General features: G+C 53.8%; 21 protein-coding genes and 6 pseudogenes. 13 read left to right on the forward strand and 14 right to left on the reverse strand.

Annotation, left to right across the window (positions count from 1 at the left end):
* Positions 1-25 precede the first annotated feature (25 nt).
* Complete coding sequence (locus V2154_RS21345; RefSeq protein ID WP_250298258.1) at positions 26-1,111, forward strand: iron-containing alcohol dehydrogenase family protein; 1,086 nt, start codon at positions 26-28, stop codon at positions 1,109-1,111.
* Positions 1,112-1,200: 89 nt separating this feature from the next.
* Here V2154_RS21345 and V2154_RS21350 read toward each other — a convergent pair whose 3' ends face one another.
* Positions 1,201-1,512 (reverse strand): hypothetical protein, encoded by a 312-nt coding sequence (locus tag V2154_RS21350; RefSeq protein ID WP_024191312.1) that lies wholly within the window; start codon positions 1,510-1,512, stop codon positions 1,201-1,203.
* Between the two features lie 53 nt (positions 1,513-1,565).
* Here V2154_RS21350 and V2154_RS21355 point away from each other — a divergent pair.
* The 3 genes and pseudogenes from V2154_RS21355 to V2154_RS21365 form a co-directional block, all read left to right on the forward strand.
* Positions 1,566-2,195, forward strand: a pseudogene (locus V2154_RS21355) (IS5-like element ISKpn26 family transposase); the annotation flags it as partial.
* Between the two features lie 63 nt (positions 2,196-2,258).
* On the forward strand, positions 2,259-2,963 hold the full coding sequence (locus V2154_RS21360) for an IS6-like element IS26 family transposase (protein ID WP_001067855.1): 705 nt from the start codon (positions 2,259-2,261) through the stop codon (positions 2,961-2,963).
* Positions 2,964-3,010: 47 nt separating this feature from the next.
* Positions 3,011-3,820: pseudogene (locus tag V2154_RS21365) on the forward strand (Tn3 family transposase); the annotation flags it as partial.
* 32 nt (positions 3,821-3,852) lie between these two features.
* On the opposite strand, the pseudogene V2154_RS21370 reads toward V2154_RS21365, so the two are convergent.
* Positions 3,853-4,359: pseudogene (locus V2154_RS21370) on the reverse strand (IS5 family transposase); the annotation flags it as partial.
* Between the two features lie 60 nt (positions 4,360-4,419).
* On the opposite strand from V2154_RS21370, the gene V2154_RS21375 reads away from it, so the two are divergent.
* On the forward strand, positions 4,420-5,400 hold the full coding sequence (locus V2154_RS21375; RefSeq protein ID WP_000019402.1) for an IS5-like element IS5 family transposase: 981 nt from the start codon (positions 4,420-4,422) through the stop codon (positions 5,398-5,400).
* Between the two features lie 196 nt (positions 5,401-5,596).
* Here the strand turns inward: V2154_RS21375 and V2154_RS21380 are convergent.
* The 7 genes from V2154_RS21380 to ltrA all read right to left on the reverse strand — a co-directional run bounded on the left by V2154_RS21380 (position 5,597) and on the right by ltrA (position 14,264).
* Positions 5,597-6,294, reverse strand: a protein-coding gene (locus tag V2154_RS21380; RefSeq protein ID WP_225865976.1) for an IS1 family transposase whose coding sequence is annotated in 2 segments (ribosomal slippage) — positions 5,597-6,045 and positions 6,045-6,294 — 699 coding nt in all. Because the reading frame shifts where the segments join, the coding sequence is not laid out codon by codon here.
* A 343-nt stretch (positions 6,295-6,637) separates the two neighbouring features.
* Positions 6,638-7,876, reverse strand: a complete 1,239-nt coding sequence (gene codA / locus V2154_RS21385) for a cytosine deaminase (protein WP_016240391.1) — start codon at positions 7,874-7,876, stop codon at positions 6,638-6,640.
* Positions 7,873-9,108 carry a PucR family transcriptional regulator gene (locus tag V2154_RS21390; protein ID WP_032676105.1) on the reverse strand — a complete coding sequence of 412 codons (1,236 nt, stop codon included), beginning with the start codon at positions 9,106-9,108 and terminating at the stop codon, positions 7,873-7,875. Before V2154_RS21390 ends, codA begins: the two co-directional genes overlap by 4 nt.
* Before the next feature lie 2 nt (positions 9,109-9,110).
* Positions 9,111-10,373 carry a cytosine permease gene (codB, locus tag V2154_RS21395; RefSeq protein ID WP_016240393.1) on the reverse strand — a complete coding sequence of 421 codons (1,263 nt, stop codon included), beginning with the start codon at positions 10,371-10,373 and terminating at the stop codon, positions 9,111-9,113.
* A 460-nt stretch (positions 10,374-10,833) separates the two neighbouring features.
* Complete coding sequence (locus V2154_RS21400) at positions 10,834-11,742, reverse strand: LysR family transcriptional regulator (RefSeq protein WP_024195824.1); 909 nt, start codon at positions 11,740-11,742, stop codon at positions 10,834-10,836.
* Between the two features lie 196 nt (positions 11,743-11,938).
* A protein-coding gene (locus V2154_RS21405; protein ID WP_230964523.1) for an IS1 family transposase occupies positions 11,939-12,636 on the reverse strand; the annotation gives its coding sequence in 2 pieces (ribosomal slippage) (positions 11,939-12,387 and positions 12,387-12,636; 699 coding nt in all).
* Positions 12,637-12,776: 140 nt separating this feature from the next.
* Complete coding sequence (ltrA, locus tag V2154_RS21410) at positions 12,777-14,264, reverse strand: group II intron reverse transcriptase/maturase (RefSeq protein WP_162181324.1); 1,488 nt, start codon at positions 14,262-14,264, stop codon at positions 12,777-12,779.
* Between the two features lie 405 nt (positions 14,265-14,669).
* Here ltrA and umuD point away from each other — a divergent pair, with 405 nt between their 5' ends.
* On the forward strand, positions 14,670-15,101 hold the full coding sequence (gene umuD, locus V2154_RS21415; protein ID WP_006796638.1) for a translesion error-prone DNA polymerase V autoproteolytic subunit: 432 nt from the start codon (positions 14,670-14,672) through the stop codon (positions 15,099-15,101).
* Complete coding sequence (locus V2154_RS21420) at positions 15,101-16,372, forward strand: Y-family DNA polymerase (protein ID WP_032627083.1); 1,272 nt, start codon at positions 15,101-15,103, stop codon at positions 16,370-16,372. The genes umuD and V2154_RS21420 overlap by 1 nt, the downstream gene beginning before the upstream one ends.
* A gap of 81 nt (positions 16,373-16,453) precedes the next feature.
* Here V2154_RS21420 and V2154_RS21425 read toward each other — a convergent pair whose 3' ends face one another.
* Positions 16,454-17,428, reverse strand: coding sequence for a ParB family protein (locus tag V2154_RS21425; protein WP_000064119.1), 975 nt, complete (start codon positions 17,426-17,428; stop codon positions 16,454-16,456).
* Complete coding sequence (locus V2154_RS21430; protein WP_006797591.1) at positions 17,428-18,633, reverse strand: AAA family ATPase; 1,206 nt, start codon at positions 18,631-18,633, stop codon at positions 17,428-17,430. The genes V2154_RS21425 and V2154_RS21430 overlap by 1 nt, the downstream gene beginning before the upstream one ends.
* A gap of 129 nt (positions 18,634-18,762) precedes the next feature.
* Between V2154_RS21430 and V2154_RS21435 the strand changes: the two are divergent.
* Positions 18,763-18,838 (forward strand): annotated as a pseudogene (locus V2154_RS21435) (hypothetical protein); the annotation flags it as partial.
* Positions 18,839-18,921: 83 nt separating this feature from the next.
* Here the strand turns inward: V2154_RS21435 and V2154_RS21440 are convergent.
* Positions 18,922-19,512, reverse strand: coding sequence for a hypothetical protein (locus V2154_RS21440; protein WP_251867116.1), 591 nt, complete (start codon positions 19,510-19,512; stop codon positions 18,922-18,924).
* Positions 19,513-19,649: 137 nt separating this feature from the next.
* Between V2154_RS21440 and vapB the strand changes: the two genes are divergently transcribed.
* Positions 19,650-19,880, forward strand: a complete 231-nt coding sequence (gene vapB, locus V2154_RS21445) for a type II toxin-antitoxin system VapB family antitoxin (protein ID WP_023293777.1) — start codon at positions 19,650-19,652, stop codon at positions 19,878-19,880.
* Entirely contained in the window at positions 19,877-20,293 is a 417-nt protein-coding gene (locus V2154_RS21450) for a type II toxin-antitoxin system VapC family toxin (protein WP_251867114.1), read from the forward strand. The genes vapB and V2154_RS21450 overlap by 4 nt, the downstream gene beginning before the upstream one ends.
* 350 nt (positions 20,294-20,643) lie before the next feature.
* Here the strand turns inward: V2154_RS21450 and V2154_RS21455 are convergent, their stop codons facing one another.
* A complete protein-coding gene (locus tag V2154_RS21455; RefSeq protein WP_084832609.1) occupies positions 20,644-21,612 on the reverse strand; it encodes an IS5-like element IS903B family transposase in 969 nt (322 codons plus the stop codon).
* Between the two features lie 74 nt (positions 21,613-21,686).
* Here V2154_RS21455 and V2154_RS21460 point away from each other — a divergent pair, with 74 nt between their 5' ends.
* Together V2154_RS21460 and V2154_RS21465 are read left to right on the forward strand one after the other, a co-directional pair.
* Positions 21,687-21,800, forward strand: coding sequence for a helix-turn-helix domain-containing protein (locus V2154_RS21460; protein WP_228262889.1), 114 nt, complete (start codon positions 21,687-21,689; stop codon positions 21,798-21,800).
* 23 nt (positions 21,801-21,823) lie between these two features.
* Positions 21,824-21,910: pseudogene (locus tag V2154_RS21465) on the forward strand (hypothetical protein); the annotation flags it as partial.
* Between the two features lie 322 nt (positions 21,911-22,232).
* On the opposite strand, the gene V2154_RS21470 reads toward V2154_RS21465, so the two are convergent.
* Positions 22,233-23,213 (reverse strand): IS5-like element ISKpn26 family transposase, encoded by a 981-nt coding sequence (locus V2154_RS21470; RefSeq protein WP_022652281.1) that lies wholly within the window; start codon positions 23,211-23,213, stop codon positions 22,233-22,235.
* A gap of 62 nt (positions 23,214-23,275) precedes the next feature.
* Here V2154_RS21470 and V2154_RS21475 point away from each other — a divergent pair.
* Positions 23,276-23,737 (forward strand): annotated as a pseudogene (locus V2154_RS21475) (EAL domain-containing protein); the annotation flags it as partial.
* Positions 23,738-23,817 lie beyond the last annotated feature (80 nt).

Genomic DNA, 23,817 nt, shown 5'->3' on the forward strand with positions numbered 1-23,817 from the left:
CCATCGTTATCACGGAGCATCAGTTATGCAGGCACAAAATATTATCTTCCCGGCGCAGATCCTGCGTGGCGCAGGTGCGGTTTCGCGTATCGGTGAGGTCTGCGGATTATTGGGTTCACGGGCGCTGATTATCGGCGGCCATAGTGGCCTGGCGGCGGTGGAAGCGCATATCCGCTATCAACTGGCGGCATCATCGGTGACGGTGGTTGGCCGGGAGTGGTTTGGCGGCGTGTGCAGCGAAAGCCATATTCATCGTCTGGCGCAAGTGGTGCAGGCCACCGGCGCAGACCTGGTCATTGGCGTGGGTGGGGGAAAAGCCCTGGATACCAGTAAAGCCGTGGGCGTGGGGACCCGTGTCCCGGTGGTCACCGTGCCAACCATTGCGGCAACCTGCGCGGCGGTGACGCCACTCACTGTCCGTTATCACGATGACGGCCATTTTCGGGATCTCTTTCCACTGAATCAGGCGCCTGCTGTGGTGATTATTGACACAGAAATCATAGCCGCCGCGCCGCTGCGCTGGTTGGCGGCAGGCCTTGGCGATACACTGGCGAAATGGTACGAGTTTCGCGCTATCAGCGCCGGGCTGGACAATCACAGCGGTATCGCCCGGGCGTCCATTGCCAACAGCCGTATCTGCTATGACCTGATCAATACCCACGGCCCCGCCGCCTGCGATGCAGTTCGCAAAGGGGTGCCCGATGCTGCGCTGGAGCAAGTACTGGATGCGATATTTATGTTTGCCGGACTGACCTCATTAATGAGCAGTGGGGCACATGCTGCTGCCGCTCATGCAATTTATGAGGGGTTTACCGTATGCGATAAAACCCGCGAATTTGGTCATGGCTTATTGGTGGGATTTGGCAACCTTTGCCTGCTGGCGCTGGAGAACCGCAGCGATGAGGAATTGCTGGAGGCCATTGGCCTGGCCCGCGCGTGCGCTATCCCGCTCAGCCTGCGGGAAATTGCTGAACTGGACAGCACGGAACTGGCGGGGATTATTGATATGGCATTGCATGCGCCGGATATGGCGAACATGCCGGCTCCGGTCACAGCGGGCGCACTGTATAGCGCCATTGCGCGTGTGGAACATCAGGCCGGGTTGTTGTAGTACCCTCAGCAGCGTATCCCGATGGTGGAAAACGTGAATACGCTGTTTCCCTGTTGTCGGTCTTCGTTCGCGCAGGTGCCCATTGTGAGTCAGTGAAACGCATAACGCCCTTCGCCCACCAAAATGGTTTGACCCTTGAGCGCCGCCGTGTCGGTGAGAAAATCGAGTTGCACCAGCGCGTTGCTGTTCCCTTGATTGAACTGGAAATACTTATCGCCAATACGCAGCGCCGGATTGCCCGCGCGCGTTGTCATCGGGAGGTCGAAGAGCGCGCTCCAGCGCCTGGCTGTGGCGTACGGGTTCTCCACTTCAAACTCGGCGGCGGACAGAGCAACCTCACCGGCAGGATGGGGCTGGATAATCCCTTGTTGGTGGAGGTGCTCCAGGGAAGGTGCGAACAAGTTCCTGATATGAGATCATCATATTCATCCGGAGCGCATCCCAGAGGGACATCATGAGCCATCAACTCACCTTCGCCGACAGTGAATTCAGCACTAAGCGCCGTCAGACCCGAAAAGAGATTTTCCTCTCCCGCATGGAGCAGATTCTGCCATGGCAGAATATGACCGCTGTCATCGAGCCGTTTTATCCCAAGGCGGGCAATGGCCGACGGCCCTATCCGCTGGAGACCATGCTGCGTATTCACTGCATGCAGCATTGGTACAACCTGAGCGACGGTGCCATGGAAGATGCCCTGTACGAAATCGCCTCCATGCGCCTGTTTGCCCGATTATCCCTGGATAGCGCCCTGCCGGATCGCACCACCATCATGAATTTCCGCCACCTGCTCGAGCAGCATCAACTGGCCCGTCAATTGTTCAAGACCATCAATCGCTGGCTGGCCGAAGCAGGCGTCATGATGACCCAAGGCACTTTGGTGGATGCCACCATCATTGAGGCACCCAGCTCTACCAAGAACAAAGAGCAGCAACGCGATCCGGAGATGCATCAGACCAAGAAAGGCAATCAGTGGCACTTTGGCATGAAGGCCCACATTGGTGTCGATGCCAAGAGTGGCCTGACCCACAGCCTGGTCACCACCGCGGCCAACGAGCATGACCTCAATCAGCTGGGTAATCTGCTTGGCACTGTTGCAAATAGTCGGTGGTGATAAACTTATCATCCCCTTTTGCTGATGGAGCTGCACATGAACCCATTCAAAGGCCGGCATTTTCAGCGTGACATCATTCTGTGGGCCGTACGCTGGTACTGCAAATACGGCATCAGTTACCGTGAGCTGCAGGAGATGCTGGCTGAACGCGGAGTGAATGTCGATCACTCCACGATTTACCGCTGGGTTCAGCGTTATGCGCCTGAAATGGAAAAACGGCTGCGCTGGTACTGGCGTAACCCTTCCGATCTTTGCCCGTGGCACATGGATGAAACCTACGTGAAGGTCAATGGCCGCTGGGCGTATCTGTACCGGGCCGTCGACAGCCGGGGCCGCACTGTCGATTTTTATCTCTCCTCCCGTCGTAACAGCAAAGCTGCATACCGGTTTCTGGGTAAAATCCTCAACAACGTGAAGAAGTGGCAGATCCCGCGATTCATCAACACGGATAAAGCGCCCGCCTATGGTCGCGCGCTTGCTCTGCTCAAACGCGAAGGCCGGTGCCCGTCTGACGTTGAACACCGACAGATTAAGTACCGGAACAACGTGATTGAATGCGATCATGGCAAACTGAAACGGATAATCGGCGCCACGCTGGGATTTAAATCCATGAAGACGGCTTACGCCACCATCAAAGGTATTGAGGTGATGCGTGCACTACGCAAAGGCCAGGCCTCAGCATTTTATTATGGTGATCCCCTGGGCGAAATGCGCCTGGTAAGCAGAGTTTTTGAAATGTAAGGCCTTTGAATAAGACAAAAGGCTGCCTCATCGCTAACTTTGCAACAGTGCCCGGCACATTACGAGATTCCATTTTTGTGCTGGAAGGCCTTCTGGAGCAGCAGACAGGGCTGAATCCGGTTGAGATCATGACAGACACAGCCGGTACCAGCGACATTATTTTTGGCCTCTTCTGGCTGCTGGGATACCAGTTTTCCCCCCGGCTTGCCGATGCCGGTGAAGCGGTATTCTGGCGAGTGGATAAATCGGCAAATTACGGTGCACTGGACGAACTGGCACGTGGTTGTGCCGATCTGTCGAAAGCCGAGGATCAGTGGGATGAGATGATGCGAACCGCCGGTTCGCTGAAACTGGGCACCATTCATGCTTCAGAACTCATTCGCTCTTTGCTGAAAAGCTCGCGCCCATCAGGGCTGGCACAGGCGATCATGGAAGTGGGGCGCGTCAACAAGACGCTGTACCTTCTTAATTATATTGATGATGAGGATTATCGTCGGCGGATCCTGACGCAGCTAAACCGGGGGGAAGGCCGCCATGCTGTGGCGAGGGCGATCTGCTACGGGCAGCGCGGTGAGATCAGAAAGCGCTATCGTGAAGGTCAGGAAGATCAGCTGGGGGCACTGGGCCTGGTCACTAACGCAGTGGTACTGTGGAACACACTTTATATGCAGGAAGCCCTGAGCTGGATACGCAGTAATGGAGAAGAAATCGGGGTTGAAGATATCGCCCGGTTGTCCCCACTGATGCACGGGCATATCAATATGCTGGGGCATTATACGTTTACGCTACCGGAGGATATTTTGAAGGGGGAACTGAGAGAACTAAATTTCAATTTAAACAATGAATTAACTTCTTAGCGTACGTTTTCGTTCCATTGGCCCTCAAACCCCTCAACGGCGAGATGCAGCTTACGCCAGATACGGCGGCGTTCCTGGCCATGCTTTTTGACTTTCCACTTTCCTTCACCGAAGACCTTCAGCCCGGTGGAATCAATTACCAGGTGTGCGATTTCACCCCGGGTGGGCATTTTGAAACTGACGTTAACCGACTTTGCCCGCCTGCTGACACAGCTGTAATCCGGGCAGCGTAGCGGAACGTTCATCAGAGAAAAAATGGAATCAATAAAGCCCTGCGCAGCGCGCAGGGTCAGCCTGAATACGCGTTTAATGACCAGCACAGTCGTGATGGCAAGGTCAGAATAGCGCTGAGGTCTGCCTCGTGAAGAAGGTGTTGCTGACTCATACCAGGCCTGAATAGCTTCATCATCCAGCCAGAAAGTTATGGAGCCACGGTTGATGAGGGCTTTATTGTAGGTGGGCCAGTTGGTGATTTTGAACTTTTGCTTTGCCACGGAACGGTCTGCGTTGTCGGGAAGATACGTGATCTGATCCTTCAACTCAGCAAAAGTTCGATTTATTCAACAAAGCCCATCTGGAGCCATGGAACAGGGTTCATCATGAGTCATCAACTTACCTTCGCCGACAGTGAATTCAGCAGTAAGCGCCGTCAGACCAGAAAAGAGATTTTCTTGTCCCGCATGGAGCAGATTCTGCCATGGCAAAACATGGTGGAAGTCATCGAGCCGTTTTACCCCAAGGCTGGTAATGGCCGGCGACCTTATCCGCTGGAAACCATGCTACGCATTCACTGCATGCAGCATTGGTACAACCTGAGCGATGGCGCGATGGAAGATGCTCTGTACGAAATCGCCTCCATGCGTCTGTTTGCCCGGTTATCCCTGGATAGCGCCTTGCCGGACCGCACCACCATCATGAATTTCCGCCACCTGCTGGAGCAGCATCAACTGGCCCGCCAATTGTTCAAGACCATCAATCGCTGGCTGGCCGAAGCAGGCGTCATGATGACTCAAGGCACCTTGGTCGATGCCACCATCATTGAGGCACCCAGCTCGACCAAGAACAAAGAGCAGCAACGCGATCCGGAGATGCATCAGACCAAGAAAGGCAATCAGTGGCACTTTGGCATGAAGGCCCACATTGGTGTCGATGCCAAGAGTGGCCTGACCCACAGCCTGGTCACCACCGCGGCCAACGAGCATGACCTCAATCAGCTGGGTAATCTGCTGCATGGAGAGGAGCAATTTGTCTCAGCCGATGCCGGCTACCAAGGGGCGCCACAGCGCGAGGAGCTGGCCGAGGTGGATGTGGACTGGCTGATCGCCGAGCGCCCCGGCAAGGTAAGAACCTTGAAACAGCATCCACGCAAGAACAAAACGGCCATCAACATCGAATACATGAAAGCCAGCATCCGGGCCAAGGTGGAGCACCCATTTCGCATCATCAAGCGACAGTTCGGCTTCGTGAAAGCCAGATACAAGGGGTTGCTGAAAAACGATAACCAACTGGCGATGTTATTCACGCTGGCCAACCTGTTTCGGGCGGACCAAATGATACGTCAGTGGGAGAGATCTCACTAAAAACTGGGGATAACACCTTAAATGGCGAAGAAACGGTCTAAATAGGCTGATTCAAGGCATTTACGGGAGAAAAAATCGGCTCAAACATGAAGAAATGAAATGACTGAGTCAGCCGAGAAGAATTTCCCCGCTTATTCGCACCTTCCCTAAATCAGTAAGTTGGCAGCATCACCCACATTTAGGTAATGACTCCAACTTACTGATAGTGTTTTATGTTCAGATAATGCCCGATGACTTTGTCATGCAGCTCCACCGATTTTGAGAACGACAGTGACTTCCTGCCCAGCCTTGACAGATGCTGCCTCAGATTCAGGTTATGCCGCTCAATGCGCTGCGTATATCGCTTGCTGATAACGTGCAGTTCTCCCTTCAGGCGTGATTCATACAGCGGCCAGCCATCCGTCATCCATACCACGACCTCAAAGGCCGACAGCAGGCTCAGAAGACGCTCCAGCGTGGCCAACGTGCGTTCACCGAATACGTGCGCCACAACCGTCCTCCGTATCCTGTCATACGCGTAAAACAACCAGCGCTGGCGTGATTTAGCGCCGACGTAACCCCACTGTTCGTCCATTTCCGCGCAGACAATCACATCACTGCCCGGTTGTATGCGCGAGGTTACCGACTGCGGCCTGAGTTTTTTAAGTGTCGTAAAACCGTGTTGAGGCCAACGCCCATAATGCGTGCACTGGCGCGACATCCGACGCCATTCATGGCCATATCAATGATTTTCTGATGCGTACCGGGTTGAGAAGCGGTGTAAGTGAACTGTAGCTGCCATGTTTTACGGCAGTGAGAGCAGAGATAGCGCTGATGTCCGGCAGTACTTTTACCGTTACGCACCACGCCTTCAGTAGCTGAACAGGAGGGACAGCTGATAGAAACAGAAGCCACTGGAGCACCTCAAAAACACCATCATACACTAAATCAGTAAGTTGGCACCATTACCCGCTTCTCTGCTGCGTGATAACAGACATATGAAAGATCAGGTCGTGCCGTTTAACGTTGTCACCAATACCCATCACTACCGGAAACAGAAATCGGGCGTAAAAATTCACCCTTTACGGGCCATGGCGAAAAGGGCTACCCGTATTGTTATGATGTCAGATGCAAAAGCCGATGAGTGACTGCCTGGCAGGCGAGCCGCATGATCCTTATCTGCGCGATGATGAAAACCAGCGGCTGTGGTGATGCTTACCAGGCCCGACAGATTAACCGGCCGGGCGAGGGGAACGTGTCAGACCGGGTAGCAAATCTCTTCCGGCTGGCGCTGCATGATGACTTTACCGTGACGAACAGAGGTCAGCACTTTGGCCTGGCGGCACACCGCATCGTAGTCATTTTCCGCATCTAGGATAAGCAGGTTCGCCGGGCGCCCTTCGGCAATGCCGTAGTTATCACCTAAGCACAGCGCACGGGCACTGTTATCAGTAATCAGATCGAGGCAGCGCTGCAAATCCTCATATCCCAGCATGTGGCAAATATGCAGACCGGCATCGAGAATACGCATGATGTTGCCGTTGCCCACCGGATACCACGGATCCTGAATGGAGTCCTGCGCAAAACAGACGTTGATCCCGGCGCGGTCCAGCTCTGCCACCCGTGTTACGCCGCGACGTTTCGGCCAGGTGTCGAAGCGTCCTTGCAGGTGAATGCTTTCGGTTGGACAAGAGATAAAGTTGATGCCCGACGCTTTAAGCAGGCGGAACAGCTTCGAGCAGTAGGCGTTATCGTAAGAGCCCATGGCGCAGGTATGGCTGGCGGTGACCTGTGCGCCCATCCCACGCACCCGGGCTTCTTCCGCCAGCACTTCCAGGAAGCGTGATTGTGGGTCGTCGATTTCATCGCAATGCACATCGACCAGACAGCCATGGCGCTGGGCCAGATCCATCAAAAAGCCCAGCGAACTGACGCCTTTATCGCGGGTATTTTCGTAGTGCGGAATGCCGCCCACCACGTCGGCGCCCATCTCGATAGCGCGCGTCATCAGCTCTCGGCCACCGGGGAAGGATTCAATGCCTTCTTGCGGAAAGGCGACGATTTGCAGGTCGATAAGCTGGGCCGCCTCCTTTTTCACTGCCAGCATCGCCTCAAGCGCCGTCAGGGAAGGATCGGTCACATCAATATGGGTGCGCACGTGCTGCACGCCGTTATCGCGTAACATACCGATGGTTTTCAGCGCCCGCTGGCGCGTATCTTCAACCGTTACGCTCGCTTTGCGCTGGCTCCAGCGGGCGATACCCTCAAACAGTGTGCCGCTCATATTCCACTCCGGCTCGCCCGCGGTCAGGGTGGCATCAAGATGGATATGCGGCTCGACGAACGGCGGGATAACCAGCTTTTGTTGCGCGTCGATATCGCTGGCGTCAGCCGTCTGCACGGCGGCCTGCGGAGTGATGCTCTTGATCACGCCGTCATCTAAGTCGAGGGTATAAAGCGATTCTTTATGGCGCAGGCGTGCGTTGATAATTTTCATGAGTATTCCCGTAAATGGTTTTGTGACATACGCCAGATCGTTAACGCGACCGAGGCGTTGAGGTGGAATTGCGGATGGCTAATCAGATAGCTGGTCAGCTTTTCAATACGTTGGATGCGTTGATGTAACGTGTTGCGGTGAATGCCAAGCCGCTCGGCTGCTCTGACCACGTTCCCGTTCTCCTGGAGCAGTGTTTCCAGCGTCTCCATCAATAGCCACGGACTTTTGCGATCGCGTTCTATCAGGCAGCCAAGGGTGTCGTGCATAAAATCGCTCAGCAGCGCAGGGTCGCCGATGGCAGAGAGGAGCTTGATAAATCCCAGTTGTTGATAGTCGGTAATGCGCTGGGCCGGGCGCAGAGTATCGCTAAGATCCAGGGCCTGACGCGCCTGCGACAGCGCGCGCTGATAGTCCTGTAATTGCTGCACCCGAGCGGAAAGGCCACACAGTAGCGACAGCCTGTCGTCACCTTCCGCCAGCGCGAGCAGCCACTGTGCTAACCACTTTTTCTGCTGATAAAACTCACCGTCCTCATCCGGCAGCAGGAAGATAAACATATTGCTGCGCTCGACCAGCGGAAAGGGGTTCTCCTGTTGATTGAGCTGCTGCTGCAATCGCTGACGGATGGTACGTCGCGCCTGCTGTAACCAGGCCTCGGCCTGCCCGGGTGGAAACTGGCGAAACAGGTTTTGTATCCCCTCAAGACGCAATGCCACTACCCGCAGGGGGCGGCTAAAATCCAGTTGTTGGTGGATAGCTCGTTGCTGCAGGATGTGCAGATCGGGAAAATCGCCGGTTAACAGTTGCAACAGAATATCGCGCTGCGATTGCAGGGCATTTTCACTGCGCACCAGCGCAGTGCCGATGCGTTCGGTGACAATCACCATCTTTAGCAGATAGGGCTGTTCGATCAGCGGAATGCCCAGCTCGTCGGCCAGTGCGATCAGGCGAGGGGGGATCGCCTGAATATACGCATCGCCGGTGAGGATCACCATCCCGGCTATCCCGCGCTGTTTGCCTTCCATCAGTAAATGGATCAGGTTGTCTTCATCGCGGGGATGGTTGATGCCGGTGATAAAGACCAGCTCCCCGCCCATGATCCATTCGGCGATATTTTCATTTTCCGCCACGTAGTACCAGCGAACCGCCAGTTGCAGCCCCTGTTTACCGGCACGCAGGCGCATGGGGGAGAGTTCCTCCAGGGCGAGGATTTCGCTGACCGTCAGGCTCATAACTACTGCTCCGCGACCGAATCAGCGGCGGGCTGACGTTTGCTCAGACGCGTCAGGGCGATGTAGAGCAGCGCGGAGACGGTAATGCCGACCAATGGGGCGATCCACGGCGACAGATACGCCACCACTGCGCCCACGGCATAGGCGCCCAGTCCCAACCAGTTGAAGCGCGGCAAACGGGCCGTTTGCAGCAGAGGATAACGACCGCCGCGATAAAACCAGTAGTCGGCAAGGATCACGCCGCCAATGGGCGGAATGATACTGCCCAGGAGAACGAGGAATGGGATTAGCATTTCATACATACCGCCAATCGCCAGCACAATGCCGACGCCAGCGGCGACCACGGTTAGGGTACGGCGGCGCTCGCTGCGCAGCAGATGGCAGGCGGCGGCCGAGACGTTGTAAATCGTCGGCCCCTGAATAGTCAGCAGGTTAAGGCACAGCATTACCACCGCGGCGATCGACAACCCCTGCAAAATCAGCACTTCCACAATATCGGCCTGCTGATAGACGATAGCGCACCACGCTCCGGCAACAATCATCAGCCCGTTACCGATGAGAAAGCTACTCATACTGGCAACGATAGCGGTGCGGCTGGAATTGGCCAACCGGGTCCAGTTTGTTGCCTGGGTCGCGCCGCTGGCGAAGGTGCCAAAGACCATGGTGATAGCCGCAGACCAGGTCATGGTTTCGCCCGGTTCAATTTTGGTCATCGCCTGCCAGCCACCGGCGTGATTGGCGGCCAGGTACATCGACACCACCAGCAGAATAAACATCAGCGGCACCGACACGCGAGACAGCGCGTCCAGCCCTTTGTAACCCACCAGCGCAGTGACGCAGAACAGGATGCCGAACAGGATCATCAGCGGGATGGTCATGGCGGCGGGCAGGGCGAGGATTTTGACCAGTGAGATGGCGACCGTTGCGGTCCCCCAGGCGTACCAGCCCAGTTCGGCAAAGCCGAGAATAAAATCGGCGAGTTTGCTGCCGATTTCTCCGAAGCAAAAGCGGCCCATCAGTACGGTATTCAGCCCGCTACGGGCGGCAATCCAGCCGAGCGAAGCGGCGTAGAGGGCCAGCAAAAAGTTACCGATAACCGCAATCCATAAAAGATTGACGATAGAAAAGGAGACGCCAAGTTTGCCGCCTGCGAACATCGTGCCGGTAAAAAAAGTAAAGCTGAACAAAACCATGGAGATCGAAAATACGCCTTTACGTCCGGAGGCGGGCGCTTCGACGAGCGGAAAATCATTGCTGTTTGACATTGTGAAACCTCTGAGTGGCTATCTGAATGGCTATGCAAGAAATAGCAAGAGGTATGCCAAAAATAGCCGGGCAGAGTTAACACAACGAAGTGTGCACATTGCACATAAACCTTGAGTAATCGGCAGGTCATTGTCAGGAGAGTGTGCATGGTGCAATTTTTCGCACCATAACAGAGCAGCGCCGCAGATACCTGTTTCGCTGTATATCCACCTGGTAGAGAGATAGGGGGTGCGCCCGGAAACGGGGACATTTTCATCTCCGGGCTGTGATTCAGGCTGTGGTGAGTATCACATTCACGGTTTGAAGCTGTTCATACTAATGATCAAAGCAATACGTAAATTGAGGTGTCTTAATCAACGGGACAGAACGGTTAAAAGGCGGCGCCGACATCATCCTGTTCGGGGCGAACTCAAGCCCGCCATTACGGTCAACAGCAGCGCGGCAATCGCGACGGGATTGTTACATACCTGCATTATTGATATATGTCTGTAAGCCCGCGGCGAGAATATCGAACACCGTTTTACAGGCTTTACTGTGGCGCAAGTCCTCATGCATAACCAGCCAGGTGTCGAGATGATAGGCAAAGAAACCAGGCATCACTCGCTCCAACGGAACAGGGAAATATGCCAGTTGAACCTGACACATTCCTATACCCGCACCTGCGCGGATAAGGTTCAATTGCGCCACATCGCTGTCAGTGCGTACGGTAAAGCGTTCACGATTCAACTGAGGAAAGTGTTTCAGTGCCTGTAAAATAAAGGGCGTCGTTTTATCAAAGCCCACAAGCGTATGGGTGAACAACGCGTCAATACTCTCCGGCGTACCGTGGCGTGCCAGATAAGACGGCGAGGCATGCAAACCAATTTCAATACTGCCCAACCGACGCGCAATCAGTTGTTCCTGCACCGGTGTGCTCATGCGTACCGCAATATCCGCTTCCCGGTTCAATAAATCCTGCATTCGGTTAGAGATCACCAGTTCCAGGGTAAGCTGCGGATAATCTTCTTTAATTCGTGCAAACAGAGGTGGCAGCACCTCAGTGCCGATGATTTCACTCGCCGATACGCGAACCACGCCATGTAACCCGGCGGAGTGGGCACTGAAGCTGGCAGCCGAACGCTCAATCATACTGGCCGTGTTTTCCATCGCTTGCGCATGGCCTTGCAGCGCGACTGCCGCATCCGTAGGCTGCAGGCCCGTTTGCGAACGTGTAAACAAAACCAGGCCAAGGGCGGATTCCAGCGCTGCTATGTGTCGCCCCGCAGTGGGCTGGGTGATGGCAAGCATGCGTGCTGCCCCCGAGAGGGAACCTTCTTTCATCACCGCCAGGAAGGTTCGATACCATTCCCATGGAATATTTAGATTCATACAAAAATGCATACCTGCTGCCTGATGTCATGCAATTACATTTAGCTCGCACAGACACTACGATGTCAAGCAGACATCCGGCAGAGGTAAGACAATGAAAAACACAAACAAGGTACTCATCCTGGGCGCAACAGGCGGAATCGGTGGCGAAATCGCCCGTAAACTCATCCGCGAAAAATGGGGTAATGACTCCAACTTACTGATAGTGTTTTATGTTCAGATAATGCCCGATGACCTTGTCATGCAGCTCCACCGATTTTGAGAACGACAGTGACTTCCGTCCCAGCCTTGCCAGATGTTGTCTCAGATTCAGGTTATGTCGCCCAATGCGCTGAGTGTAACGCTTGCTGATAACGTGCAGCTTTCCCTTCAGGCGGGGTTCATACAGCGGCCAGCCATCCGTCATCCATACCACGACCTCAAAGGCCGACAGCAGGCTCAGAAGACGCTCCAGTGTGGCCAGAGTGCGTTCACCGAAGACGTGCGCCACAACCGTCCTCCGTATCCTGTCATACGCGTAAAACAGCCAGCGCTGACGTGATTTAGCACCGACGTAGCCCCACTGTTCGTCCATTTCAGCGCAGACAATCACATCACTGCCCGGTTGTATGCGTGAGTTTACCGACTGCGGCCTGAGTTTTTTAAGTGTCGTAAAATCGTGTTGAGGCCAACGCCCATAATGCGTGCACTGGCGCGACATCCGACGCCATTCATGGCCATATCAATAATTTTCTGGTGTGTACCGGGCTGAGAGGCGGTGTAAGTGAACTGTAGCTGCCATGTTTTACGGCAGTGAGAGCAGAGATAGCGCTGATGTCCGGCAGTACTTTTACCGTTACGCACCACGCCTTCAGTAGCTGAGCAGGAGGGACAACTGATGGAGATGGAAGCCACGGGAGCACCTCAAAAACACCATCGTACACTAAATCAGTAAGTTGGCACCATTACCCGGCAGGCGATCTGGATTATCGTCACGCTGTTAAATATGTCGCCCGTTACCGGATACCCCCCGCACAGATCCCGGCGTGCGCGATTTACGCACCGGGCTCCTGCCTCGGGTGTCTGGCGGTGAACCGCTCCACAGGCCATGGATGAAGAACCCGAACCCTTGGTAGCCATGCGGCTGCCAGTTTGTTTGCTTTCGTCCAGGTCGTATCATCCTTCTGGCTCCTGCGCCTGAGCGCCCGGCGCCAGAGGTTTGTTACGTGTGTCCTGAACTTCTGCATGGTGGGGAAGTTGCCCGGTACCGAGTGATAGTTCAGGTATCCCTGAACCACTCTCCTGAGCCATTTTCCCTGTTCGGGGATTGAGTAATGCCAGCGCCTTCGCAGACCGTCTTTGATGGCTTTCAGAGTTGCCGTCATCCGATCCCGGCGGGTCTTTCGTATCAGCATGAACCTGCCGTTGCGATCTTTCCCGCTGATGTGCGTGAACCCGAGGAAGTTGAACGTTTCTGGTTTGCCTTTTCCCCTGATGGCACGGTTTTCGGCAGCGAAGCGGCCGAACTCCATCAGACGGGTTTTCTCCGGGTGAACCGTGAGTCCGAACTTCCTCAGTCTGCGCTGCATGGCTATACGGAAGCGCCGGGCATCGTATCGTTTGTCGAACCCGATGACGATGTCATCGGCGTATCTGACCATTACCACATTGCCTGTGGCATAGCGACGTCGCCACTGATGCGCCCACAGATCGAAGACGTAGTGGAGGTATATGTTTGCCAGCAGCGGTGAGATGACCGCACCCTGTGGGGTGCCTTCCTCCGTTGCTCGCCATTGACCCTCCTCCGACGTCCCGGCTGTGAGCCACTTACGTATGAGCCTGATTACCCTCCGGTCGCCGATCCGATGCTCTGTGAACCTGATCAGCCATTCGTGGCTCACCCTGTCGAAGAACTGACTGATGTCGGCATCCAGTACCCAGTTTACGTTAGTGCGTACCAGCCCTGTGGCCAGTGCGTCCAGTGCATCGTGCTGGCTTCGCCCGGGTCTGAACCCGTATGAGAACCCCATAAAGTCGTTTTCATAGACTGCGTTCAGGATTTTCACCAGCGCATACTGGACGATCTTGTCCTCCAGCGAGGCGATGCCGAGCGGGCGTTGTTTTCCATCCGCTTTTGGGATGTAGTGACGCCTGCCGGGCTGCGCCCTGTAGCTGCCCTGATGTAGCCTCCGGTGCAGATCTGTTATGTTGTTCTTCATGTTTCCGGCGTAGTCCATCCACCTGATGCCATCCACTCCCGCGGCCGCTTTCCTGCTCAGGGAGAGGAATGCGGCTTCCAGTGCTTCTACTGTCAGCAGGTGGAACAATGCTGTAAACCGTTCTTTCTTCCGCTGCTTCGCAGCTTCCCGCACGCGTGACAGCCTCTGTGACATGCTTTCCCGGCTCTGTGTCCGGCGCATGTGTGGCTGTTCCGCGTTCCCCTTGGCCCCGCTCCTTCGCTCCACTGACTCCGCTCCTTTCGGGTTGTTCGCCTGCTTCGCCGCTACTATGAGCGAGTCCGACTTCTCCTCTCCGTACATCACCGGCTATGACTCCTCGTCTTCCCGGTGCGGGCCATCTCCGCCACTGGCAGATGGTCAGAGGGGAGATCTCCCGGTTCCCGCGTAGAGATCGTATTGACATGCCAGGGTCTCAGACCCCGCCGGGTCCATGTGGCACTCGCAGTATCGCACCCTATGATTTTGCCTTCCGTTAACAGTACAACGTCGGCACCCGGTAATTTAATATACATTTCGTGGCTCAATGGCTGGCCTGTCAACACCCCTGTCAACGCTTCGCCCCATACCTCGCGGTATGCAACGCATGACTCGGGGACCTTGTGGATTGCTGGTCCTTCAATGGTCGGGGACTTTCACCCCTTGATCTCTACCGGTCTCCCGGCGCACACTGTATGCATAACCAGTAAAATTAGAGTATCAGGAGGAAAGATGAAGCTACAGCTTTTCAGCACCGGGAAAGAACACCCGCCACAGGCCCATCCATTGTTTGCCGATCTGGCCAGCTGCGGTTTTCCCAGCCCTGCCGCTGACTATGTCGAGTCCGATCTGGATCTCCATGATTACTGCATACGGCATCCGAGCGCGACGTACTACCTGCGTGCCAGCGGAGACAGCATGGCGGACGGTAGTCTGTACAATGGCGATCTGCTGGTTGTGGACAGTGCTGAAAAGCCGCGGCACGGCGATATCGTTGTCGCCAGCGTACAGGGGGAGTTTACGGTTAAACGGCTTCTGCTGACGCCTCGACTGACGCTGCAGCCCATGAATGCCTCCTGGTCGCCGATTTATCCTGACCCCGACGAGCTGGATATCTTTGGCGTCGTCACGCATATCATCCACCGCCCGAGGGAGATGTACTGATGTTTGCCCTGGCCGATGTGAACAGCTTCTATGCCAGCTGTGAACGTGTTTTCCGACCGGATTTGAAAGGAAAGCCGATAGTCGTCCTGAGCAACAACGACGGGAACGTAATCGCTCGCAGTGCCGAGGCGAAGCCCTGGATCAAAATGGGAACTCCGTGGTTTCAGATAAAAAACGAAAGGTACCCGGAAAAAATATATTCGTTTTCAAGTAACTATGAACTTTACGCCTCGATGTCGGCGCGCGTGATGAACTGCCTGGAGGAACTGGCCCCCAGAGTGGAACAGTATTCAATTGATGAGATGTTCCTCGATTTGACCGGCGTGGAGCACTGTATGGAGCTTGAGGACTTCGGCCGGCAGCTGCGTCAGCACGTGTATGACTGTACCCACCTGACCATTGGCGTGGGCGCCGGACCAACGAAGACCCTTGCAAAATCAGCCCAGTGGGCCTCAAAAGAGTGGAAACAGCTTCGTGGCGTACTTGCTCTGACCAGGGGAAATCCGCAGAGAACGCGGAAACTGCTTTCACTGCAGCCGGTTAAAGAAATCTGGGGGGTGGGTAACCGTATTGCACGCAAGCTGAATGTGCTGGGCATTAAGACCGCGCTCGATCTCGCCCTGACGAACCCGGCCTTCATCCGCAAAAATTTTTCTGTGGTCCTTGAGCGAACGGTACGTGAACTGAACGGGGAAAGCTGCCTTTCGCTTGAGGAAGCCCCTCCGACGAAACAGCAAATTGTCTGCAGCCGCAGTTTTGGCGTGAAGATCACGGAGTACGAGTCACTCCGTCAGGCTATCTGTCAGCACGCAGAGCGGGCCTCTGAAAAGCTGCGTAAAGAGCACCAGTATTGCCGGCATATTTCCGTTTTCATCAAAACGTCTCCGTTCGCCGTTAAAGAACCTTACTACGGCAACGTGGCTACGGAAAAACTTCTTACACCCACTCAGGACACCAGGGACATCATTGCAGCCGCCACAACGGCTCTGGAGCGTATCTGGAGGGATGGACACCGGTATGCCAAAGCCGGAGTTATGCTGAATGACTTCACCGGCTCCGGCGTTTCGCAGCTGCAGCTGTTCGACGAACGCCCGCCACGCCCTTACAGTGCTGAGCTGATGAAGGTTCTGGACGGGATCAACAACTCAGGGCTGGGTAAAGTATGGTTTGCGGGGCGGGGTATTGCCCCGGAATGGCAAATGAAACGGGAGATGCTTTCTCCTGCTTATACGACACGATGGTCAGATATTCCTGCAGCGAAACTGGCGTAAAACTTTGGCGATTTCACCTTGAAATTCTCAGCCTAAACTGCCTAATTACAATAAGTTAGATGTGAAATCGCCATGGCGAAATTATTGACTCAAATTTCTGTCAAGGACCTCGTTGATAGCCTTGTCCAGTTCATCCTGAATCACTTTTGACATACGGCTAAACTCATAAGTCAGCGTACGCCCTTTCACACGCTTACGCGCGAACTTGTCCTTTTCTTCAAAAGACCAGAGTGGGGAAACCACTGACTTTTCCTTGGGAGATGGATCTATCAATGCCTGAGATGCCTGAGAAATCAGCTTCAGTATACTGGCTTTCTGTTCGTCTTCTGGTCGCTCGCCTTCACTCAAAATTGCATCGAGCTGAGCTGATACAGACTGAATGAGTTCTTCAGGCGTTAATCCCTTTTCACTGAGTTTTTCATTAACTTCTAAAAGAAGTTTATAGTCACTAAACGATAGCTCCGACTGAACCGGGAACAGAGAAATCAAGTCTTGCGGTACGGCCGCCGCCTGCAGCGCCCTGGTAACTTTAGCTTGAGATAACCCCTCCAGTTCAGCAATTTCCTTTTGATTAAATCCGGACTCTTTAAGAGCGATCAATCTCAGGCCAATCTCCCGAAGATTATGTTCTTTAGCTGTCTGGATATCTTTAGCCAGTTGGCGAGCTTCATCAGCTGATAAATGCTCTTCGGTAACCATTACATCAAGGCCTGTACGGACAAAAATTGCTGAGGCTCGCCGTCTTGAACCATCCAGTATCTCAATCCTTTCACTTTGCTTAATACCAATACAGGGAAAGAACTGCTGAAACTTAATCGTCTGGATAATGGATTTCAGGGACTCCCTGGTCAGTGCCAGTTGATCTCTTCCGTTGTTTTCCTGGTTTACGAAGGTCTTACTTTCAACTTCAGATGCAGGCACCCGAACAAACCTGAACGTTACCTTCCTGCCGGTTTTTAAGGTAAATACCTGGCTTCTACCGGTGTCCGTCATTTCCGCAATTGACGCCTGGGTATTTAACTGTCTGCCGATGGTTTTTCTTTTCTCATTCGACATCACATACCTCCGTTAGTACGAATGAACTCGATGCGATCAAAGACTGCCTTCGCAAAGTCTTCCGCTGCTGATTTTGCGCTTTTTAGTGCCTCTGTACTTCCATCATAGGTTGCTGGATTTGCTGAAATAACTGTGTCAAAAGTCTCCCCACAGCGTTCGAAACCATCCAGTCTCGGCAGAACCATGTCTAGCATATCGGCACCGAAAACCTCTTTGGCCTGACTATGGCAAATTTTGTGATCAGACTTGTTCAGGATCTTGGACATGAAGCCGACATTACCGATGAGATTGCAGGTGTGCCCATCCATTTCAATGGAATCTATGAGGGCAGGGAGGCTGGCCACAAACTTCAGGGAAGAATGAAAATCAACCGTAGCCGGTGGAAGAGGGGTCAACATCAGGTCTGCCGCCCCAATACAGTTTTTCAGGAACGCATCAAGGTGAGGACCACTATCAAGGAAAATAAAGTCGTAGTCATGCTGGAGCTTATCGATAATGTTATCTTTAAGCACAGCATGAATATTTTTCCCTGGAAGATGTTCTTCACACAATCCCTTCCAGCCTTCAGCAAGGAATGCATCGTCAATGGAAGCGGGGATTACATCAACACCAGGGATAATAGACGGTACTATAAAATCGGAAAGTAATTCTTCACGAGACACGTTCTGGAGCATGGCCTGAGCAGCCGTATTTTCAACCAGGCCCACTGAATTTTCATGGCTCAGGAACATTGTCAGAGATGCCTGCGGATCGAAATCGATGGCCAGAATACGTAGGTCTTCGAACAGAAGCTGAGGATGAGCTCGAAAAGCATGTGATAATGAAGCGGTAGAAACTGTCTTGGAACCACCACCTTTAAGATTACATACAAAAATCGTAAAGGCTTTATCAAAGCGATCCCTGTACTTGGGTACTTTACGGTGGTTATACAGATCGATGACATTCTGAATCGTCATCGCGTATTTCATCGTATTACCAGAAGGTTTCTTTTTGAAAATGTAGCCACCGGCTTCCATTTCGGCCACAGCATACTCAACACTGCCTTTACTGAGCTTAGGCAGCTTATACAGAGCGGCTTTGCTGTATTCCTGATAGAACTCGGTAAGCTTCAATTCCTCTTTTTGCTGGCGGATACTCTCGCTCAAAGATGTCAGAAGCTTACCTGCACGTGTAGCAACTTTCCGTAACTGCTCAATATTGTTCATTTATCACCTCATGACGTTTTTTGTCATTTTGAACAAAAAGAGTCATGTTTCAAGCAAAAAATCATATTGTTTTGATTTCGCTCTCAACAGGAGGGGGGAGAAGTTCGACGGGCGTGCCACTCAATCACAGTGCCGCAACACGCAGACGCACTTATGACCATCACACAACAAGTCGTACAAAAGGGTATAGAGAAAGGTATCAGCGCTCGCCGCAGCCATGTAACCGAGCGTAGCGAGCGAACTGGCGAGGAAGCGAAGAGGAACCGTTCCGGCAGATAGCTCTTACGCTCAGCACAAGAAGAGTTTTCCATCCTCTGTGGGAAACAGGTCAACTTTATGGACGCTCAGGACTATGGGAAACAGGTCAACTTCGCGGACGGCCCGGACTATGGGAAACAGGTCAACTTCACGGACGGCCCGGACTATGGGAAACAGGTCAACTTCACGGATGGCCGGGAGTGTGGGAAACAAGTCAACTCCGCGGACGGCCCGGACTGTGGGAAACAGGTCAACTCCGCGGACGGCCAGGACTGTGGAAAACAGGTCAACTTTACAGACATCCGGGACTGTGGGAAACAGGTCAACTTTGCAGACGTCCGGGACTGTGGGAAACAGGTCAACTTTGCAGACGTCCGGGACTGTGGGAAACAGGTCAACTACGCGGACAGCCGGGATTGCGGGAAACAAGTCAACTCCGCGGACGGCCCGGACTGTGGGAAACAGGTCAACTCCGCGGACGGCCAGGACTGTGGGAAACAGGTCAACTCCGCGGACGGCCAGGACTGTGGAAAACAGGTCAACTTTGCAGACGTCCGGGACTGGGAGTTTTCGGATCTGCGGTGGAAAAATGAGAAAGCAGGATATGCACAGCATATCCATATGCCGCGCATCTGCATAGGGCAGACATACGCATATGCCAGTCATCTGCATATGTTACACCTATACAAACCCATCCGGCAGGCATATACTGCACATATGCACTCATACATCATGCATGATCAGCCGGAGGAACATCCATGCGCACAGTATCGATATTTAAAAACGGCAATAACCGCGCCATCCGTCTGCCCCGGGACCTGGATTTTGACGGCGTCAGCGAGCTGGAGATCGTCCGGGAAGGGGACAGCATCATTCTGCGTCCCGTCCGGCCGACCTGGGGCTCGTTCGCGCAGCTAGACAGGGCCGATCCGGACTTTATGGCGCAGCGTGAGGATGTGGTCAGCGACGAAGGACGCTTTGATCCATGAAGAAAACCTGGATGCTCGACACTAACATCTGCTCGTTCATCATGCGCGAGCAGCCGGCAGCGGTGCTGAAGCGCCTGGAGCAGGTGGTGCTGCGCGGTGATCGCATCGTGGTCTCGGCCGTGACGTATGCCGAGATGCGCTTCGGCGCCACCGGCCCGAAGGCCTCGCCGCGCCATATTCAGCTGGTCGACGCGTTCTGCGCGCGCCTCGATGCCATCCTGCCCTGGGACCGGGCTGCGGTGGACGCCACGACGGACATCCGGGTGGCGCTGCGCCTCGCCGGGACGCCGATCGGCCCGAACGACACCGCCATTGCCGGACACGCCATCGCGGCGGGCGCCATCCTGGTGACGAATAATACAAGAGAGTTTGAGCGGGTGCCGGATCTGGTTCTGGAAGACTGGGTTAAGTAACGTAGTCAGGCCGCTATCCATCGGCCTGACAGTTTCTCTGCGATGTTATTTGTATTCCTTTTCACCGTTACTGAATGGCTCTACACGGATACGTGTTCTCTCATGTGTGAGTTTTGTCGGCCTGATGAATTTAGATATCCCCAGCTGGACGGCCAGAGTCCACATTTCGTCTGAATAAACGATACTGCGGTGATGCTTCTCAATGAGGAAAGCGTCATAATCATGATGACGGAACGTCTGTAACACCGACCTGACAAATGCCTGTGATGCCCAGCCTTCTTTCAGGCACTGGATGGCTTTGTTGAATAAATCAGATTTCGGGTAAGTCTCCCCCGTAGCGGGTTGTGTTTTCAGGCAATACGCACGCTTTCAGGCATACCTGCTTTCGTCATTTTGTTCAGCGCTCGTACCAGGGCCATAGCCTCCGCAACCTGACCATCGTAGTCACGCAGCGTCAGTGAACCCCCGAACAGCTGTTTTACCCGGTACATCGCCGTTTCCGCTATCGAGCGACGATTGTAATCTGTTGTCCATTTCCACCGCGCATTACTCCCGGTCATTCGCTGATTAGCCACTGCACGGTTACGGTCTGCATATTCACCGGGCCAGTAACCCGCACCTTTTCGGGGAGGGATAAGCGCGCTGATTTTCTTACGCCGCAGTTCATCGTGACATAGCCGGGTATCGTAAGCGCCATCGGCGGCGGCTGACCTGATTTTCCGGTGGGTTTGCCGGATTAACCCGGGGAAGGCCTCTGAGTCCGTAACGTTGTTCAGCGACAGGTCAGCGCAGATGATTTCATGTGTTTTACTGTCAACGGCGAGATGCAGCTTACGCCAGATACGGCGGCGTTCCTGGCCATGCTTTTTGACTTTCCACTTTCCTTCACCGAAGACCTTCAGCCCGGTGGAATCAATTACCAGGTGTGCGATTTCACCCCGGGTGGGCATTTTGAAACTGACGTTAACCGACTTTGCCCGCCTGCTGACACAGCTGTAATCCGGGCAGCGTAGCGGAACGTTCATCAGAGAAAAAATGGAATCAATAAAGCCCTGCGCAGCGCGCAGGGTCAGCCTGAATACGCGTTTAATGACCAGCACAGTCGTGATGGCAAGGTCAGAATAGCGCTGAGGTCTGCCTCGTGAAGAAGGTGTTGCTGACTCATACCAGGCCTGAATAGCTTCATCATCCAGCCAGAAAGTTATGGAGCCACGGTTGATGAGGGCTTTATTGTAGGTGGGCCAGTTGGTGATTTTGAACTTTTGCTTTGCCACGGAACGGTCTGCGTTGTCGGGAAGATGCGTGATCTGATCCTTCAACTCAGCAAAAGTTCGATTTATTCAACAAAGCCCGTCAGGCCGGAGTGCGACCAAAATCAGACCGACTTTTGCCTATGGTGGTTGCGATGAGGGCCGAGGGACGCAGCTATCGCTGGATCGCACGCGAGCTCGGTATCAGCAAGAATACCGTCGCTGACATCGTGCAACGACACAGAGCTAACGCTTAGGGTGTCATTTCGCCCTCAGCCGGAACCGACCCCTCACTTGTGCTCTGGCAAACAAGCTGGCCAGAATAGCCTGGGCCCTAACGGCACGACAGCAAACTTATGTAGCATAACGGCAGAAATACACCGGTTTAAAGAATTACTGATCTGGTTTTGCGAATACTGATATTGATGATACTAACGGCCCACCGGCCTGTTGAGGAACCTGTAAAACGGAAAGGCTCATTGAAGCCGTATATTTTCTGGAGGTTCATCAGGCGCGGAACTCATCAAGGCGCGGGAATAAAATCCCATTCAGACGCCGGATAGATTCAAGCAAGCCAACTTGTCGTCAAAATCGGTGTTGCAAAAACGGGAGTGACCATAGATTCCGTTTTCCAAGCGGACCCCTATTTAGGCTATTTTTTCCACCATTTCTGGCGTTATTTCCGGTTTTTACTGAGATCTCTCCCACTGACGTATCATTTGGTCCACCCGAAACAGGTTGGCCAGGGTGAATAACATCGCCAGTTGGTTATCGTTTTTCAGCAGCCCCTTGTATCTGGCTTTCACGAAGCCGAACTGCCGCTTGATGATGCGAAACGGGTGCTCCACCCTGGCATGGATGCTGGCTTTCATGTATTCGATGTTGATGGCCGTTTTGTTCTTGCGCGGATGCTGCTTCAAGGTTTTTACCTTGCCGGGACGCTCGGCGATCAGCCAGTCCACATCCACCTCGGCCAGCTCCTCGCGCTGTGGCGCTCCTTGGTAGCCGGCATCGGCTGAGACAAATTGCTCCTCTCCATGAAGCAGATTACCCAGCTGATTGAGGTCATGCTCGTTGGCCGCGGTGGTGACCAGGCTGTGGGTCAGGCCACTCTTGGCATCGACACCAATGTGGGCCTTCATGCCAAAGTGCCACTGATTGCCTTTCTTGGTCTGATGCATCTCCGGATCGCGTTGCTGCTCTTTGTTCTTGGTAGAGCTGGGTGCCTCAATGATGGTGGCATCCACCAAAGTGCCTTGGGTCATCATGACGCCTGCTTCGGCCAGCCAGCGATTGATGGTCTTGAACAATTGACGGGCCAGTTGATGCTGCTCGAGCAGGTGGCGGAAATTCATGATGGTGGTGCGATCCGGCAGGGCGCTATCCAGGGATAATCGGGCAAACAGGCGCATGGAGGCGATTTCGTACAGGGCATCTTCCATGGCACCGTCGCTCAGGTTGTACCAATGCTGCATGCAGTGAATACGCAGCATGGTCTCCAGCGGATAGGGCCGTCGGCCATTGCCCGCCTTGGGATAAAACGGCTCGATGACAGCGGTCATATTCTGCCATGGCAGAATCTGCTCCATGCGGGAGAGGAAAATCTCTTTTCGGGTCTGACGGCGCTTAGTGCTGAATTCACTATCGGCGAAGGTGAGTTGATGGCTCATGATGTCCCTCTGGGATGCGCTCCGGATGAATATGATGATCTCATATCAGGAACTTGTTCGCACCTTCCTTACCCCAACGCGTCAGACAAAATCTTGCCACCTCCGGATTGCCGGTCCATCGATGCCAAATAGAGGTCACCGAAACGTCACCGCTGTACGACAGTCAGATTGCGGCTAAAAATATGACGGAATTAAAGGCGATAGGGGTCAAGCTTGCGCTTGATGATTTTGGAACCGGTCATGCTAATCTTAATTACCTGTTGAAATATCCTTTTGATACCTTAAAAATTGATAAGGAATTTGTCACCGCTATTGAGCCCGACACCCGATCGACAAAGATTGTTGAGGGTATTATTTCACTGGCGCATAATTTTGGTATCGAAGTTCTTGCCGAAGGGGTGGAAACCCAGTCCCAACTGGACCGGTTGATGCAGATTGGTTGTGACAAAATTCAAGGCTTTTTCATTTCTCCCCCGGTGCAGGCACAAGAGATCCCTTCACTCTTAGCGCAATATAATCGTTAATCCTTCCGTATTTACGTTTCCCAATCCCTTGATTGTTCCACGTTGCTGGTAAGTCTGTAGGCCTGATACGCGTCGCGCAT

Origin of the sequence: Ewingella sp. CoE-038-23 (assembly GCF_040419245.1) — a bacterium.
GTDB classification, from domain to species: Bacteria; Pseudomonadota; Gammaproteobacteria; order Enterobacterales; family Enterobacteriaceae; genus Ewingella; species Ewingella allii.